Genomic DNA, 16,878 nt, shown 5'->3' with positions numbered 1-16,878 from the left:
AGCCAGTTACCCTGATTATAACATGAGTTGGAAAAATATGGGGGATCGGGTGGCGTGAGAAGCAACGTATGGTGCCGGGGGTATTCTGCTGGTGCTGGGGGCGGGGGCATCTGAATGAACAGTGTAGCAGGCCGTAGTGGTACTTTCAGGCGATGCAGGTTTGGACTCGGGGCTATAGCGGTACTTTTGGACGCTAGAGGTAAGGCCATGGCGCTGTAGAGGTACTTTTGGGCGCTGCAGAGTTGGCCTTGATGCTGCAGCGGTACTGTTGGGCGCTGCAGGGGTGGCCTTGATGCTGCAGCGGTACTTTTGGGCGCTGCAGGGTTGGGCGGGGTGCTGCGGGACGGAGTTACTATCCAGATTTACGAGCCAACTAAAAAGACCGGCCCAAAGGCCGGTCGTTAGTGTGCGATTGAGCACCTTGTATTAGTATTCCAATCCGTCGTAGATCGGGAATTTTGCCGTTAGGGCGCTTACGCGGCCGCGGGCTTGTTCCAGGATCGTTTCGTCTTTAGGGTTTTTCAGGGTCAAGGCGATGATTTCGCCGATTTCCTTCATTGCCCCTTCGTCCATGCCGCGGGAAGTACATGCAGGCGTACCTACACGGATACCGCTGGTTACGAACGGGGACGTCGGATCGAACGGAATCGCGTTCTTATTCGCTGTAATGCCTACCGCGTCCAGAACGTGCTCCGCATCTTTACCTGTGATGTTCAGGTTGCGCGTGTCGATCAGCATCAGGTGATTGTCGGTGCCGCCGGAAACGATGTTCAAGCCTTCGCCGATCAGGGTGTCGGACAGAACTTTGGCGTTCTTCACAACTTGCTCAGCGTAGGTTTTGAATGCAGGCTGCAAAGCTTCGCCGAACGCAACGGCTTTAGAAGCGATCACGTGCATCAAAGGTCCGCCTTGGGAGCCCGGGAATACCGCTTTATCGATTGCTTGCGCCCAAGATTTGCGGCAAAGGATCATGCCTCCGCGAGGTCCGCGAAGCGTTTTGTGCGTGGTAGTAGTTACAAAATGAGCGTAAGGAACCGGGTTAGGGTGAAGTCCCGCAGCAACCAGACCGGCAATGTGAGCCATGTCAACCATGAACAGGGCGCCTACATCGTTAGCAATTTCGCTCAAAGTTTTGAAATCGATCGTACGCGGGTAAGCGGATGCCCCTGCAACGATCATTCTAGGCTTATGCTTGAACGCAAGTTTGCGCACTTCGTCGTAGTTGATCAGGAACGTTTCCGGATCCACGCCATAAGCAACGAAGTTATAAAGGATACCGGAAGCGTTCACCGGGCTGCCGTGCGTCAAGTGTCCGCCGTGAGCCAGGTTCATACCCAGTACCGTATCTCCAGGTTGAAGAGCAGCCAGATAAACCGCCATGTTTGCTTGAGCACCGGAGTGAGGCTGTACGTTGGCATGCTCAGCGCCGAACAATTCTTTGGCGCGGTCGCGGGCGATATCTTCGACGATGTCTACGTGTTCGCAGCCGCCGTAGTATCTTTTGCCAGGGTAGCCTTCCGCGTATTTGTTCGTCAGCACTGTGCCCATCGCTTCCATCACAGCCGGAGAAACGATGTTCTCGGATGCGATCAGCTCGATGTTGTTGCGCTGGCGCTTCAGCTCCAGGTTCATTGCTCTTACGATTTCAGGGTCTGCATTGCGTAGGTGTTCCATGATAAAATTCCTCCCCAAGATAAAATCAAGCTTTTTTGAATGAAAAATAAGTCAACCTATTTGAAAGTGTTATTCACAAGTGTCGGCGGCGCCGGGGATTGAGCCCGGCGCGGCTTCAGGCGGGAGCGCGTAAACCGCCCGCGCGCCCCCGATCAGTTTAGGCCGGGTAACGGCCATGGTCACGTGCGCGTGACCGATCTGCCGGATCCCCGGCCGGACAGGGACCGCGACGCGGCGCAGATGCATGCCGATGAGCGTGTCCCCGATGTCGATGCCCGCATGCGCGGCAATCGACTCCACCAGGCAGGCGTCCTTCAGATGGCGGTAAGCGTAAGCCGCCATGGATCCGCCTGCCTTCGGGACCGGAACCGCGGCGACTTCGTCGAGGCCGGGAACCGAATCCAGCAGCTCGCGCTCCACCACGAGCGCCCGGTTCAGGTGCTCGCAGCACTGGATGGCGGGACGGAAGCCGACAGCTTCCCGCGCCCGCATCATGCCGGCGAATATTTCAGCCGCCGCTTCCGTCGTCCCTGACGTGCCGATGTGCTTCCCAAGCACCTCGCTCGTGCTGGTCCCCAGGACAACGATCTGTCCAGGCCGCAAACTGCCGGCCTTCGCCAGTTCGAGAAACAGCTGTTCTACTTCGTCGGCGACATTTTGCAGAGTAGGTTCGGTCATCATAGTCCTCCCCTCCCCTACGGATGCAGGGTATACTTTTCTTCCAGCTCGGCGATTTTGCGGATCCGGTTGCAGTGCCGCTCGCCTTGGGAGAATTCCGTCTCCAGCCAGATCCGGATGATGTCCTCGGCCAGGCCGGGTCCGATGACGCGCTCGCCGATGGCCAGCACATTTGTGTCGTTATGCTCCCGGGTAGCTTTCGCGGAGAAGGTGTCGTGCACAAGTGCGCAGCGGATGCCCGGCATTTTGTTGGCTGTGATGGACATGCCGATCCCGGTTCCGCAAATCAGGATCCCTTTGTCAGCCTCGCCGGAAACGACACGGTCACACACAGGAATCGCGTAATCCGGATAATCTACAGAGTCCGTCGAGTTATATCCCATATCCGTCACTTCATGCCCCAGCGACTGCAAAAACTCAATAATACCGCCCTTCAGCCGGACGCCGGCGTGATCGGAACCAATTGCTATTTTCATGAAAATGCCTCCTCGCATCCCTCACGGAATTTCATAATAGGTAAGGACTGGCTTCAACAAACTCTCTCTATTATACCCCGTCCGGGAAAGAAAAAAAGAGCAAGACATGCGTTTCCCGCATGCTTTGCTCTTTGCCCAGGCGACCGGCCGTATGTCCCGATGCTCCATTGTGGTTTCATCCACTAGTCGCCAGTTACACCGGGTATCCATTTTCATAACCACATCATACTGCATTTCATCTGTGAACGCAAGTGAAGATCGGCTTGTGCGGCCAGTCTACAAGCGGTCTGCCAGCTTCTCCAGCGCTTCCCTGATTTCTTCGGCGCATCGGCGGTACATCTCCACGGAACCTCCGAACGGATCGATGATATCATAGTCCGGAACGGATTGCTCCATACGGCGAAGGCGGATTTTTTCCTCGCGGGTGATTTCTTGGCCCAGCGCCTTTTTTAACTGCAGATCGGTGTAGAAACCCTCCAGCTCCAAAATGGATTCCAGCCCTTGGCCTCCGTCTTCCACGTACTCTTTGAGGGTATAAGTTTTGTCGACGGCACCGGGATGGATTTGGAGCATCGTTCTTTTGTGGCTGGAGGTCATGGTCAAAATAAGGTCGGCCCACTCCGCAAGCTCCCGTGTCGCGCGGTTTGAAGTAATCGTCTCACTGATCTGGTTCTCCCGGAGCACCGTGGAGGAATGGCGCGACATCGGTATGCCGTCCACGGCGGAGACCCCGGCCGAACGAACCTCTACCTGCAGTCCGCGCTTGCGCGCAATATCCTTGAACAAGGCTTCCGCCATCGGGCTCCGGCAGGTGTTGCCTGTGCATACAAACAGGATTCGTTTCATGTCGATCGGGCTCCTTTCTGGATTAGGGCAGGTTAGTTGGTAAGTTAATAGTTTAGTTAGAAAGCGAGTGGTGTGTCCATTGTTGTATTTTGCGCAACATTTACTTGTAAGAACTCACTCTGTATATCGATTTGTTGTATAAAGTGCAGGATTTCGATCGCGGATCGCGGCCAAAGCACCCAAATTGTTGTATTTTGTGCAACATTTCGCAAAAAAGAGGTCAAATCATTGGGCATTTCTTGCAAAAAGTACAACATTCGGGGGGAAATCAGAGCCAGCGGCAACTTGTGATTGAATACCGTGGAGCCTGTAACAACCTCAAATGGGGATGACTAAAACTGCAACAACTTGCATTTGAGGACAGCCGAGCCTTCAACAACCCGAATTAGGAGAAGCCGAGCCTGTGACTAACCTCGTAGACTGCTTTGTATAATTGCTGTTTCTAATTATAGTATGAACAAAATTCCAAAAACGAGCAAGATCACGCCGCCGCAAGCTTCACCGTAGCCGCCGAGACTTTGGCTGACCCGGCTGCCAAGAAGCAGGCCGAGGACGGACATCAAGCCGCCGAAGAAACCGAAACTGAACACGGTCAATAGAATATCCGTAGCAAACATGCCCAGTGAAACACCAACGGAAAAAGAATCAATGCTCACGCTCAGCGCGAAGACAAAGATGCCCCACAGCGTGCGGTGATCGAAGCCCCGGGCTTCTTCGCCTTTCACCGAGTTATAGATCATATGACCGCCCAGCAGCAAAAGAAGCCCGCCCCCGGCTGATGTGGCCACCTCGCCAAGTATGGAACTCATATATTGACCCATAAACATGCCCATCAGCGGCATGATGATGTGGAAAATCCCGATGACCGTGCTGATTTTGAGAATATCGAGCTTGCGTACGCCCTTCAGCCCGATTCCGATGCCCAGTGAAAAAGCATCCATCCCGAGCGCCATTGCCATAATCAATATGGTCAGCCACTGCCCGAGTTCAACTGTAAATTCCGCTCCCATCGGTACTTCCTCCCTGTCCGCCTTGTTCTCTAAACAAGAATATGCGGACAGGCGGGGAAACAGTACAAGTCCCCGGGAAAAGCAGTCAGGCGGAGGAGCGAGGGTCCCGGCATAGGCCAGGGGCGGCTCAGGTTCAGGGACTGCAGAAGAAAGTCCTGAACTTTGCCCTAATCAACTTTCTGCACCGCACGCAGCTCCAGCGCGTGGTGGGGCGGTATGATGCCAACCACAACCAAAGATCGGTTCACAATCCAGTTCGGCTAATTTAAGTCCGAGGCACGTTTACGGTCCCTCTTGAACAAGACCGACATCATTTCAACGCCAACTCCAGGCGGCGGTGGCCGGCGGCTTTGGAGAGCCGGTTCATCACGGCGAAGCCGATGCCCTCAGCGGGAAGCGGCTCGGCCAGGATGAACGAGGCGCCCTCGTCATCGAAGCGCCGCAGCGCGCTGTACAGCTGCTGCGCGACCGTTTCCGGATGGCGGAGGCTGCCGCAGACAGCGACGACATCCGCCCGGTACCGGGAGGCATGCTCCTCATAGGTGAGCATGCCGGTCTTCTCGCCGCGCGCAGCGGCCGCGTCCAGCTCGGCCTGAATGGCCGCAGCCACGCGCTCCGCCTCCGCGCCGGCGGGAGCCTGCACCAGCTGCATGAACCCCCGGGGCGCATAATGCCGGTATTTCATACCGGGCGATTTAGGCCCCTCCGCGGGGGTCGCTGCAGCTGCAGGGTTTGCGCCGCCGCTAATGCTCGGCGGCGCTTCCAGTGCAGCGGAGCCTTCCTCATAGGATGGCTCCGCATCGCGTACCCCTTCGCCGCCGGACAGCAGCGAAGGGTCCAGCACCACCTCGCCGAGCTCGCTCAGTTCCTCGGCGGTAATGCCGCCGGGGCGCAGCACGTGGATGCGGTCGCCGACCGGCTCCACGACGGTGGACTCGAGGCCGACGCCAGCCGGCCCTCCGTCGAGAACACCGTCGATCAGCCCGTCGAGGTCGTCCCGCACGTGGACGGCCTCGGTCGGGCTCGGGCGCCCGGAGCGGTTCGCGCTCGGGGCGGCTACCGGGCAGCCCGCGGCGGCGATGATCCGCAGGGCGGCCGGGTGGCCCGGCATGCGCACGGCGACCGTGCGCAGTCCCGCGGTCACGCGGGGCGACACCGCGCCTTCGCGCGCGGGGAGGACCAGCGTGAGCGGGCCGGGCCAGAACCGCGACATCAGCCGCTCCGCGAGCGGGCTGATGGAACCGGACAGCGCCGGCAGCTGGGCTCGGTCGGCGATATGCACGATGAGCGGATTGTCCGAAGGCCGTCCTTTGGCCTGGAAAATCCGCTCGACAGCTTCCGTGGACCGGGCGTCTGCGCCCAGGCCGTACACGGTTTCCGTGGGGAAAGCGACCAGCCCGCCGTTCCGCAGCACCTCCGCCGCTTCCCCGAACTGTTTCGCATCCCACGCTTCAGCCGCTTCCTCGACTTGCTTGCCATTCTGCGCCTCCGGAGAAACACTGTAAGATGAATCTCCCGCTGCGTCATGCTGTTGAGTCCCGCCCAACCGGGAATATATGGTCCAATACGTTGTCATTGTCAGGTTACTTCCTTGCTTGCGTTCTAAGCCCATAAAGGCTTCCTCTATTATACCATACACCGTTTTAGCCGAGAATTAAGCAAACCACCCTTGTACCGCCTCAAGAATATTCATCAACAGATCCCAGAGGAAAAAACGGACTTCCGGCTGTTCCGCCGAAATCGCGGTACCGTCTGCATGCGATGCTTGTGCTGTTGCTGCTGCTGTTGCGTCACCCTTGCTCACAGCCGCAGCCCCTTTCGCAGGCTCTGCTGCGGCAGCCGATGCCGTTTTCTCCCCGCTTACCCCGTCGACGAAGCATAATGGAGGGAACAGTACGCACCACCAGTTTTGGCCTTCGCCCTTGCCAAGTGTGATGCGCAATGCTTCATAGCTGCCGGCAGGGTATTGCCGGTTGCCGTACATTTTGGTTGGAAAATTAACGACAGCCAGTTCCGCTTTATAGCTGTAATCAAAACCCAGCTTACGAATTTCCTCGCCGATTACCTGCTCCAGCTCCGGCAAATGGGACTGCACGATTTCACGAGCTTCCGCCAATGTCGTCGGGCCGCTTACCCATTGGGTCATTTGCTTCACTACGGCATCTTTTACCTTGCGTTTTGTCCATTGATCCACCGGAGTGTCGGAGTTTGCGAGAATCCGCAGGCGGATCGACTCTTGCGGGATGGTCCCGCTGACCGCCATAGCGTGAGTTATATCAGACTGCCAATTCATAACCAGCATAATCATCGAAAAAGCAAGAAATATATAATAGCGAACCGAAGCGGCGCTGCGTTTTACCATGAGGATAACTCCCTTTCGTCTTGGCATTGCGTTCCTATCAAAAAGTATGCCCGGATCTGAGAGAGTTAATCCTCGGAATCTATTATTTTTTTATGAATCTAGCAATCCTCCGTCAGACGTGAAATTTAGCGGAAAAGACCTCCCTTGTTTTTCCAAAAACAACTGGTAAAAGTGCTTTAGTGGAGATTTGTTCCCTTGCATGCGGCCAGATCATGAAAACTGCGATATTTTGGAGTATTAGCTAACCTTTTTTCCACTATTCTATTTATAATGAGTACAGTCTCACGAATAAGGGAAAAATGTTTTCCCACTAGTGTGCCACAGTTTTACCCCCGCCTTCCATCCTTGCTGCCACCTGCATCTTCATGCAAAAAAAAGACCGCTCCTCAGCACTTACGCCGGGGAACAGCCTATTTACTTCACCTAAAAACAAATGTTACTCTCAACCGCAGCATCATTTTGCACGTACCGCTAAACTATTTCAAGAAGCCTAGTTACATTCCTACACTTACAACTAAACATCTTCACGTATACATAGTCACACTTCTGCACGTACCGCTAACCCCTTCACGCACCTAGTTACCCCGGCGCACCGCAAGCACATGCCGCTCAATGCCCGCCAAATCCGGGATAATCCAGACGTCGTCCCAAGGCGCGGCGGCGCGCAGCATGGCCGCTACATCGCGGGCTTGGCCCATGCCGACTTCGAAGCCGATGAGCCGGGGCACACCGCCGGCCAGGCGCGGGAGCTGCTCTACCATTCGGCGGTATGGCGTTAAGCCGTCGTCTCCGCCGTCCAGCGCGGACATCGGCTCGAACGCGCGCACCTCGGGCTGCAGATCCGGGATATCCGCCGATGGAATATACGGCGGATTGCTGACCAGGATATCGACCGCCCATCCTGCGTCGATCACCGGCTCCAGCAGGTCGCCCTGCAGGAAAGTCACGCGATCCGCTACGCCGTTCGCACGGGCATTCCGCTTCGCCACTTCGATGGCGGCGGGCGAAATATCCGACGTGGCCACGCGCCACGCCGGGCATTCGGTCGCGATCGCCACAGGAATGGCGCCGCTGCCGGTACCGATGTCGACGAGCTGCGGTGCCCCGTCCGGCCAAACCTGCCGGCCGACACGGATCACCTCCTCGACGAGCAGCTCCGTCTCCGGCCGTGGAATGAGCACGGCCGGGCCAACCTCGAACGGCAGGCCGTAAAACTCCTGCCTGCCGATAATGTACTGCGCCGGCTCACCCGCCGCCTTGCGCGCCAGCACTGCTTCCCATGCCTCGCTTACCTCGGCCGGGAAAGGCTCGCTCCACCGCACGAGCAGCCCCGTGCGGTCCAAGCCCATCACATGCATCAGCAGCAGCTCCGCATTCGAGCGAGCCTCGGCTACCCCATGTTCCTCTAAAAAAAGAGAAGCCTTAACAAAGGCTTCACGAATACTCAAACTCATGTTATTCCCTCTCGTCCATCAAATCCGCTTGGGAAGCGATGGTCAACGTGGATAAAATCTCTTCCATTTCGCCGTTGAGCACAGCATCTAAACGGTGCAGTGTCAGTCCGATCCGGTGGTCGGTCACGCGGCTTTGCGGGAAGTTATAAGTGCGGATCCGCTCAGAACGATCGCCCGTACCCACTTTGCTCTTCCGCTCGCCTGCATATTTCGCCTGCTCTTCCTGCAGCTTCACATCAAAGATCCGGGCACGCAGTACTTGCAGCGCCTTCTCTTTGTTGGAGTTCTGCGATTTGCCGTCCTGGCACGTTGCCACGATCCCCGTAGGTATATGTGTTACGCGAACCGCGGATTTCGTCGTGTTAACGGACTGCCCGCCGGCACCGGAGGAACAGAATGTGTCCACTCGGATATCTTTGTCGTGGATTTCGATCTCGACATCTTCTACTTCCGGCATAACCGCTACCGTGGAAGTGGAAGTATGAATACGTCCGCCCGATTCCGTCGCCGGAATCCGCTGTACGCGGTGCGCGCCGCTTTCGAACTTCATTTTGCTATAGGCGCCTTTCCCGTTAATGCTGAAAATGACCTCTTTGAATCCGCCAAGGTCGTTCATATTAGCTTCCAGCAGCTCGGTTTTCCAGCCTTGAAGATCGGCGTAACGCGTGTACATACGATAAAGGTCCGCCGCAAACAGGGCAGCTTCGTCCCCGCCTGCCGCTCCGCGGATCTCAACGATTACGTTTTTGTCGTCGTTAGGGTCCTTCGGCAGCAGCAGAATCTTAATCTTCTCTTCCAGTTCTGTCCGGCGCTCTGTGAGCTCGTCGATTTCCATCTTGACCATTTCTTTCATCTCATCGTCAAGTTTCTCGGCTTGCATCGCTTTCGCAGCATCTAGCTGTTCCAGCACAGATTTATATTCGGTATAGGCTTCATAAGCCTCTTGCAGATCGGATTGTTCTTTCGATAAATCTCTCAGTTTGGACGTGTCGCTTGCCACGTCCGGGTCGCATAACAGCTCGCTCAATTTCTCATAGCGGTCTGCCAGGGATTGGAGTCGATCCAACATGCGTGCCACCTCCGTAAATATTTTATAGTCAATATATTATTTTATCGCAAAAAGTTGCTGTTCACAACGGGAATTCCCTCCCAAAATGTCAGGTAAACGTGCAACACGCCCCTCGGGAGGGGCGCTGTTAATACACTGGATGATCTAGGAGCGAAACTAACCAAACTCTTCCGAAAGATGTTGTAAAAAGTACAACATTTCAGACCCGTTTCTACCAGGTTTTGATGAATTGTTGCAGGGAGTACAACATTTGGGACCCTTAAGTCCTCATTTCCTTCAAAAATGTTGTACAGCATACAACATTCGTCCATTTCCAAGGTCCTTCAGTTGAAAATGATGTACAAACTACAACATTTTCAAACTGCCCGGTTACACTGGACGAACCGTTCTCGAGCCAAGCTGCCCGGCTACGCGGGCCAAGCTAGGTTCGGTCCAACCTGGACGCAGACCGCGCCGGCCGCTGCTTAACGTGTAAAGCAGCCTACACGTTAAAGCGGAAATGCATAACGTCGCCGTCTTTGACGACGTAGTCCTTGCCTTCCAGGCGGACTTGGCCGCGCTCTTTGGCGCCGTTCATGGAGCCTGCAGCTACCAGGTCATCGTAGGACACGACTTCGGCGCGAATGAAGCCGCGCTCGAAATCCGTGTGGATGACGCCCGCTGCTTGAGGCGCTTTCGTGCCTTTGCGGATCGTCCATGCGCGCACTTCCTGCACGCCTGCGGTGAAGTAAGTGTACAATCCAAGCAAGGAGTAAGCCGCTTTAATCAGGCGGTCCAGACCGGATTCCTTCATGCCGAGCTCTTCCATGAACATGGCTTTGTCTTCGCCTTCCAGCTCGGCGATTTCGGATTCCACTTTCGCTGAGATCGGAACGACTTCCGCACCCTCGGCCGCTGCAAATTCACGCACTTTCTGCACCAGCGGGTTACCGTCGAAATCCGATGCTTCGTCCTCGCTGACATTAGCCGCATACAGAACCGGCTTCATCGTCAACAGGTGAAGATCGCGCACCAATGCTCTCTCGTCCTCGCTCAGCTCCAGGCTGCGCGCAGGTTGGTCGTTATACAGCGCATCCTTCAGGCGCTCCAGCACTTCCACCTCTTGCGTGACTTTCTTGTCTCCGCCTTTGAGGTTTTTGCGCGAACGCTCGATTTTCTTCTCTACCGATTCCAAATCCGCCAGAATCAGCTCCAGGTTGATCGTTTCAATGTCGCTGATCGGGTTAACGCCGCCGGATACGTGCGTGATGTTCTCATCTTCGAAACAACGCACCACGTGAACGATGGCGTCCACCTCACGGATGTTGGCTAAGAATTTGTTCCCCAAGCCCTCGCCTTTACTCGCGCCTTTTACGATCCCTGCAATATCCACAAATTCAAATGCAGTAGGCACGACACTTTTCGGAACGACAAGCTCTACCAGCTTGTTCAAGCGCTCGTCCGGCACTTCTACCACACCCACGTTCGGGTCGATCGTACAGAAAGGATAGTTGGCGGATTCCGCACCCGCTTGCGTTATTGCGTTAAATAAAGTGGACTTCCCGACGTTCGGAAGGCCGACGATGCCTGCTTTCAAAGCCATGGTAAAGGACAACTCCTCGACAATTTATATTATGATTCCATTATATCCAATTTCAGACCCCTACTATTATAGCCGTTCTCAGACAAAAAGCCTAGTCATAACGACGAGGCTCATGTCCGCTTGCACTATTGTTGAATATCCTGCAGTTCTTCTTCGGTCGGAGGCAGCAGCGCGTTCTTGCGGCCTTCCTCCGGCACGGCGATCGGCTTCACTTCGTTGTAACCGGAGTAATCGGCCTTAATATCCTGTTTCAGCCCGATCATCTTGCCGTCTACGGTCAGCACCACATCAGTCAAAATATGAATTTGCTGCGGCAGCTTCGTCGCCGAATCCACCGTTGCGGTATACTGCAGCTTCTGCACCTTGGCCGTCTTCAAGATCGCGTCCGCATCCGGACGATCACCAATCAGCCCTTTGACCAGATCATCGAGAATCGTTTCGTATCCCGTTCCGGTCAGGTTCACGCTGTACACACGCTTGCCGTCCTTTTCTTCCGCCTTCATTTGGCTTAGATAAGGAGTCAGCTTCGTCAGTTCCGCACCCGGATCCGTCTGCATTTTGGAGAAGGTAGCCTTGATTTCCGCAATGGATTCCTTCGGCATTTTGGTCCAGTCTTCCGTGATCAGATCGTGCGCAAAATACTCCGTATCGGTCATATAGGCGTCAAACTTCGTATCTTCCTCGCCGCCTATGTTCATCACCACATTTTGGTACATGGCAAATGGCTGCTTAATAATATCGAGCTTCATCCGGGAATCCATATCGATCAAATCGGCTTCCTGGGTCATACTCTGCTTGATGTTCATGGCAAGGGAGAAGCTTTTTGCTTCCGCGGAAGCTTGTACCGCTTCTTTTATCGAAGCCGGATCGCCCTTCACGGCGCTCTCCGTATTTCCTTGGCCGTTTCCATTCTGGCCTTTATCGGTATTAGTCTGCCCTGCTTCCGGTTTATCGGCGGTTTTTCCATTGTTTCCGCTGTCCGTACATGCGGTCAAGCCTGCAAGCAGTACTGCGGAAACAAGTGCGATCGTCCATTTCTTCACTGCGGAATGCCTCCTCGTTGCATCATGGTGTCTATCTTAGTTGTCTGCACATTTGGGCATTATAGCATTTTTTCTAGAAATTGTCTTGCGCGCTCGCTCTTCGGATTGGTAAAGAACTCTTCAGGAGCAGCGTCTTCGACCAGCCGGCCGCCGTCCAGGAAGCAGATCCGGTCCGCCACCTCGCGGGCAAAGCCCATCTCATGCGTCACGACAACCATTGTGATCCCGGAGAAAGCGAGGTCCTTCATAACTTCCAATACTTCCTTGACCATTTCCGGGTCCAAGGCCGAAGTCGGCTCATCGAACAGCAGCAGTTCCGGTTCCATGGCAAGTGCCCTGGCGATCGCCACACGCTGTTTCTGTCCTCCGGACAACCGGTTCGGGTACACATCCGCTTTATCGGACAAGCCTACTTTTTGCAGCAGCTCCAGCGCTTTGGCCGTCGCCTGTTCTTTGGTTTGCTTTTTCACTTTCATCGGGGCAAACGTCATGTTCTGCAGTACGGTCATATGAGGAAAAAGGTGAAAATGCTGGAATACCATCCCGACATTTTGGCGGATGGCCATAATATCGGATTTCGGGTCGGTAATATCTTTGCCTTGAATATAGACATGCCCTTGCGTAGGCACTTCCAACAGGTTCATGCAGCGCAGAAACGTTGATTTCCCGGATCCCGAAGGGCCGATAACCGCGACTACCTGGCCTTTTTCGATCGTTGTGGAGATGTCTTTAAGCACTTCCAGCTGTCCGTACGATTTATGGAGGTTCTCGATTTTAATCACTGCGGCGCAATCTCCTTTCAAGTAGTTTAGCCAAGCTGGTCAATGCCATAACAAGCAGGTAGTAGATTAACCCGGCGAACAGCAACGGCTCGAAATAGATGAAAATTTTGTTCGCTACCGTCTTCGAACGCCACAACAGGTCCATTACTCCGATGACGGACACTAGCGTGGAATCCTTCAACAGAGCAATAACCTCATTGACGATCGACGGCAAAATGTTCCGCAGCGCCTGCGGCAAAATGATGTAACGCATTCTGGTTGCATATGGGATACCTAAAGAGGAAGCAGCTTCATCCTGGCCTTTATCAACGGCTAAAATCCCTCCGCGCATCGTCTCCGAAAGGTAGGCGGCCGAGTTCATTCCGAAGGTTATGACCCCTGCGGCCAGGGCGGAAATTTCGATTCCTAACAACTGTGGAGTTGCAAAATAAATTAATGTCAACTGAAGCAGCAAAGGCGTTCCCCGGAACACCGACGTGTACGCAATGGCGAACCAGCGCAGCGGCAAAATCTTTGAAATTTTGAAAAGCGTCAAGATTAGTCCGAGCACAAAGCCTACCAAAACGGAGAAGAACGTAAATTGCAGCGTAAACAAGGTACCTTTCAGCATGAAAGGGATATACTCAACTATTTTGCTAAAATCCAGATTCATTCCGTTCTATCCCCCTATTTCTTTATACCACCGGTCAAAAATAGCCTGCAGCATGTCATTTCACGATAAAAACACCTGACTCATTATAGCAAAAACCTCTGTATATTCAAACATAAATACTAATAAACATGCTAAGCAAATTTTGGGCCAACAAGGTGAAAGTGCTTACGGCGTCCTTTAGGCGGAGAGTTCGTTTCATTCCGGAGAAATTTTAGAATCAGGTATACGGTGAAAGCTTATACTTTCTGGAATTTATTAAAATTTTCCTCTGAAGGTTATTCAATCCTGTTTGTCGCGGTTATATGTCAGTAGGACCTTCGTCCCCCCAAGACAACTAAGGAGGAATAACTAATGAAACCATGGAAGAAAGCGCTGTCAACCACTTTACTTTGTGCCGCTGTTGCTATGCCGGGAGCAGTATCCGCCGCCATTCAAACCACGCCTATGGTCACAAAAGATCCCGCCTATCAAGGTGTGCCGATGCATATGATGAACGGTGTCACTTATGTATCCTTGCGGGAAACAGCTATGAAAATGGGTTATACCGTAGTATACAACGCAGGGGACCAAAGTATCACTCTCACTGTTGTATCACAGGGCGCAGAAAATAATGACGCTAATTCCGAGCGCTTGCGCTATACGCTGAAACTGATGGCCGGCAGCAAGAAAATTTGGGCAAACGGCAAGGAAATCATGGTAAATACTCCTCCTGTCGCCCATATGAGCCGTGTACATGTGACAAAACAGTTTGCGGACTACTACCTGAAGCGTCCTATGGAAACTTTGGCGAAACAGGCGGATGCGCAGTATAAGGGGACTTAAGGATAGGGTAACGATGGCATTACACAAGGTGAAACGGCTGTCGCTGTCCTTTAAGGTGCACAGTTCGTTTTATTCCGGAGAAATATCAGAATCGGGGATAAGTAAAAAACTTATATACATTGTGATATTTAAAAGAAAGGGATCCGTCGGATGCCTTTCTTTTTTTGTAATTTATGGGGAATTCGAGGGGTTTTATTTGTATATGATATCGTTTCGTAAGGACTCTACTTTCTCTAATGTCGTAGCGATATCCTCTTCACCCACACCATAATGCTGTAAAGCTGATCCCAGGTGGCGAACAATCGCATCAAAGTGCGCGGGTTGTAAATTCAAGCCTTCGTGCACTTTTGCCATTGCTCCGCCGCTGTACTGGTTTGGTCCGCCTAAAGCATAGCTAATAAATTTGGTTTGGTGCCGCCGCTGCTTTTCCATATCTGTATGTTTGAAAAAATGGTTCACACTATCATCGGCTAAAACTAAATCGTAAAAGTAATCGACCACCTTAGCAATAGTCTCTTCGCCGCCAAACTTTTCGTATAACGTACTCACTTACATCACCTCAGTATTTAATTTTGTATTCATCATTTCCATAGTTTACCTTACTGATTCAAGTTTTTCACTTCCTCGGGAATATGTTTTAAAACACTCGGGATTAACTGTCATCAAGCACAAGTCTAAATAGTTTGGCTCAAATACCGCCAGCCCCGCAAGTGGGTGATGTCTTCCGAAGTGCCGGCAGCAGAGGCGTAAGCTTCACACAGGAAGCCGGGGACTTCCGAGCCGTCCGCGAGCTCGACTTTGCCGATGCCGAGCGGGGCGGGGATGGAGGCTGCAAAAGATCCGAAGCGGTCCAGCGGCATCTCCCACACCTCCAGCTCGATGGAGGCGCCGCCCTCCGGCAGGCGGATCAGGCCGGGCTTAGGCGGAACGGTCGGCAGTTTTACCAGCCGATAATGCGGCGCTGTGGAGGTTGCCTGCAGGAAGACGGCCTCGTGTTCCAGCATCTGTTTCTCCAGCGCCAGCCCGCGCATGTGCAGTCCGCAGACGGCTACGCGTGTTTTGGGGCGCTGGAAGGCGGCTGTGAGCCGTTCGGCAGCTCCGAAAAGGAGGCCTTCCTGATCGGCCGCCGAGAACAGGGTGATGCCGAACGGCAAGCCATCCGCCGCATCATGCGCCGGGATCGCTGCAGCCGCCATGTCCAGCAGGTTGCAGTGGTTCGTGTACCGGCCCATGTCACGGTTGGTGCCGAGCGGCTCCTGCCGCACGTCGTCGCGCCGCCACGTCCCGCCGCAGGTCGGAAGCACCAGCACGGCCCCGTCCAGCTGCTGCTTCGCACGCAGCTTGAACGCCTGCAGCCGGTGCATCGCCTGGAAGACGGACGCGGCGCTGTGCCCTGCCTCGGGGGAACCGGAGCGGAGCACCCGCTCGGTAACCGGGAACGAGGAGCCCGGATGCGATTCGACGAAGGCGCCCAAGGCCGCCCATCGTTCCGCGACCCATGGGCCCTCGTACAGGATGGCCGCCGCTTCGGACAGGTACGCCGTGTCTGCTTGTTCCACAAGCAGGCCGGAGCGCTCGATGTCCGCAAGCGCGGCCTTCCATGCAGCCTCATATTCGGCTGCATAGGGCCCGTAAAAAGCTGGTGCTTCCCTGGGCACCAGCACTTTCGCCGGGAGCTGGGCGACCGGCGCCGGCACTTGGCGGCCCCACGGGTCTTGGGCGTGGGGCCCGCGGGCTGCGGCGTCGACAGCCGCTGCGTCGGCGAGGCTGTGCGCGAAGACGGTCACGCAGTCGAGGCTGGCGCAAGCAGGCACGACGCCGTGCACCGGCCAGGCGCCGAGGCTCGGCTTGTAGCCGACGAGCCGGTTCAGCGCCGCAGGAACGCGGCCGGAACCGGCGGTGTCGGTGCCGAGCGCGAAGGCGGCCTGCCCGCGGGCCACCGCCACGGCCGAGCCGGAGCTGGAGCCGCCGCTGATCAGCTCGGGGCGCAGCGCGTTATGCGTCTCGCCGTAAGGGCTGCGCGTGCCGACCAGGCCCGTGGCGAACTGGTCGAGGTTCGTTTTGCCGAGGGGAACGGCGCCTGCCGCAATCAACCTCTCCACAACCGCCGCATGGGATTCCGGCTTGCACGTGAAATCCTCGCAGCCGGCGGTGGTAGGCATGCCCGCCAGATCGATATTGTCTTTGACCGCGAAAGGGATCCCCCACAGAGGGGCGTCGGCAGGATCCAGCTCCGCCAAGCGCTCCACGTAGGGAGCGACCGCGTTCCAATCCGGAGGAGTGATCCAAATGTTCATCTCCTCGTCCCTTTTTGCCCGCAGCAGAATTTCTTCTACTACCTCCTGAGGGGTGGCCGCCCCTTCCGCATACAGCTGTTTCAGAACCTCAATCGTAAGCGTCTCCGGCAATATGCTTTTGGACATGTGCG

General features: G+C 54.9%; 16 protein-coding genes and 1 riboswitch. Of the genes, 1 reads left to right on the top strand and 15 read right to left on the bottom strand.

The annotated features are described in order from the left end of the window. Positions 1 to 426: 426 nt before the first annotated feature. From ACFSUF_RS24090 to ACFSUF_RS24030, 13 genes are all read right to left on the bottom strand, one after another. Positions 427 to 1,677, bottom strand: a complete 1,251-nt coding sequence (locus ACFSUF_RS24090) for a serine hydroxymethyltransferase (RefSeq protein WP_377607626.1) — start codon at positions 1,675 to 1,677, stop codon at positions 427 to 429. 66 nt (positions 1,678 to 1,743) lie between these two features. Continuing rightward, a complete protein-coding gene (locus ACFSUF_RS24085) occupies positions 1,744 to 2,352 on the bottom strand; it encodes a TIGR01440 family protein (protein WP_377607624.1) in 609 nt (202 codons plus the stop codon). A gap of 17 nt (positions 2,353 to 2,369) precedes the next feature. Further along, positions 2,370 to 2,828: a ribose 5-phosphate isomerase B gene (rpiB, locus tag ACFSUF_RS24080; RefSeq protein ID WP_377607414.1), complete on the bottom strand. Its 459-nt coding sequence runs from the start codon at positions 2,826 to 2,828 to the stop codon at positions 2,370 to 2,372. A gap of 126 nt (positions 2,829 to 2,954) precedes the next feature. Then, positions 2,955 to 3,035: riboswitch (ZMP/ZTP riboswitch) on the bottom strand. Between the two features lie 69 nt (positions 3,036 to 3,104). Next, positions 3,105 to 3,674: a low molecular weight protein arginine phosphatase gene (locus ACFSUF_RS24075; RefSeq protein WP_377607412.1), complete on the bottom strand. Its 570-nt coding sequence runs from the start codon at positions 3,672 to 3,674 to the stop codon at positions 3,105 to 3,107. Positions 3,675 to 4,120: 446 nt separating this feature from the next. Continuing rightward, positions 4,121 to 4,684: a manganese efflux pump MntP gene (locus ACFSUF_RS24070; RefSeq protein WP_377607410.1), complete on the bottom strand. Its 564-nt coding sequence runs from the start codon at positions 4,682 to 4,684 to the stop codon at positions 4,121 to 4,123. A 310-nt stretch (positions 4,685 to 4,994) separates the two neighbouring features. Next, positions 4,995 to 6,260 (bottom strand): L-threonylcarbamoyladenylate synthase, encoded by a 1,266-nt coding sequence (locus ACFSUF_RS24065; protein ID WP_377607408.1) that lies wholly within the window; start codon positions 6,258 to 6,260, stop codon positions 4,995 to 4,997. Positions 6,261 to 6,338: 78 nt separating this feature from the next. After that, positions 6,339 to 7,046: a stage II sporulation protein R gene (gene spoIIR / locus ACFSUF_RS24060; RefSeq protein WP_377607406.1), complete on the bottom strand. Its 708-nt coding sequence runs from the start codon at positions 7,044 to 7,046 to the stop codon at positions 6,339 to 6,341. A 575-nt stretch (positions 7,047 to 7,621) separates the two neighbouring features. Continuing rightward, entirely contained in the window at positions 7,622 to 8,500 is an 879-nt protein-coding gene (gene prmC / locus ACFSUF_RS24055; RefSeq protein ID WP_377607404.1) for a peptide chain release factor N(5)-glutamine methyltransferase, read from the bottom strand. Position 8,501: 1 nt separating this feature from the next. Next, entirely contained in the window at positions 8,502 to 9,569 is a 1,068-nt protein-coding gene (prfA, locus tag ACFSUF_RS24050; protein WP_377607402.1) for a peptide chain release factor 1, read from the bottom strand. Positions 9,570 to 10,050: 481 nt separating this feature from the next. Next, the gene (gene ychF, locus ACFSUF_RS24045) at positions 10,051 to 11,151 is read right to left on the bottom strand and encodes a redox-regulated ATPase YchF (RefSeq protein ID WP_377607400.1); all 1,101 of its coding nucleotides are present in this window, start codon (positions 11,149 to 11,151) and stop codon (positions 10,051 to 10,053) included. Positions 11,152 to 11,276: 125 nt separating this feature from the next. After that, positions 11,277 to 12,194 (bottom strand): DUF6612 family protein, encoded by a 918-nt coding sequence (locus ACFSUF_RS24040; RefSeq protein WP_377607398.1) that lies wholly within the window; start codon positions 12,192 to 12,194, stop codon positions 11,277 to 11,279. 59 nt (positions 12,195 to 12,253) lie between these two features. After that, complete coding sequence (locus ACFSUF_RS24035; protein ID WP_377607396.1) at positions 12,254 to 12,976, bottom strand: amino acid ABC transporter ATP-binding protein; 723 nt, start codon at positions 12,974 to 12,976, stop codon at positions 12,254 to 12,256. After that, a complete protein-coding gene (locus ACFSUF_RS24030; protein WP_377607394.1) occupies positions 12,969 to 13,628 on the bottom strand; it encodes an amino acid ABC transporter permease in 660 nt (219 codons plus the stop codon). The genes ACFSUF_RS24035 and ACFSUF_RS24030 overlap by 8 nt, the downstream gene beginning before the upstream one ends. A gap of 351 nt (positions 13,629 to 13,979) precedes the next feature. Between ACFSUF_RS24030 and ACFSUF_RS24025 the strand changes: the two genes are divergently transcribed. Further along, positions 13,980 to 14,450 (top strand): stalk domain-containing protein, encoded by a 471-nt coding sequence (locus ACFSUF_RS24025; RefSeq protein ID WP_377607392.1) that lies wholly within the window; start codon positions 13,980 to 13,982, stop codon positions 14,448 to 14,450. 192 nt (positions 14,451 to 14,642) lie between these two features. On the opposite strand, the gene ACFSUF_RS24020 is transcribed toward ACFSUF_RS24025, so the two are convergent. After that, positions 14,643 to 14,999 (bottom strand): group I truncated hemoglobin, encoded by a 357-nt coding sequence (locus ACFSUF_RS24020; protein ID WP_377607390.1) that lies wholly within the window; start codon positions 14,997 to 14,999, stop codon positions 14,643 to 14,645. Between the two features lie 125 nt (positions 15,000 to 15,124). Further along, a complete protein-coding gene (gene atzF, locus ACFSUF_RS24015) occupies positions 15,125 to 16,873 on the bottom strand; it encodes an allophanate hydrolase (RefSeq protein ID WP_377607622.1) in 1,749 nt (582 codons plus the stop codon). Between the last annotated feature and the right edge of the window lie 5 nt (positions 16,874 to 16,878).

The organism is Paenibacillus gansuensis (genome assembly GCF_042684925.1).
In the GTDB taxonomy this organism is placed as follows: domain Bacteria; phylum Bacillota; class Bacilli; order Paenibacillales; family DY6; genus Paenibacillus_N; species Paenibacillus_N gansuensis.
The sequence above is the reverse complement of the archived record's forward strand: the minus strand, read 5'-3'. Positions and strand labels throughout refer to the sequence as shown.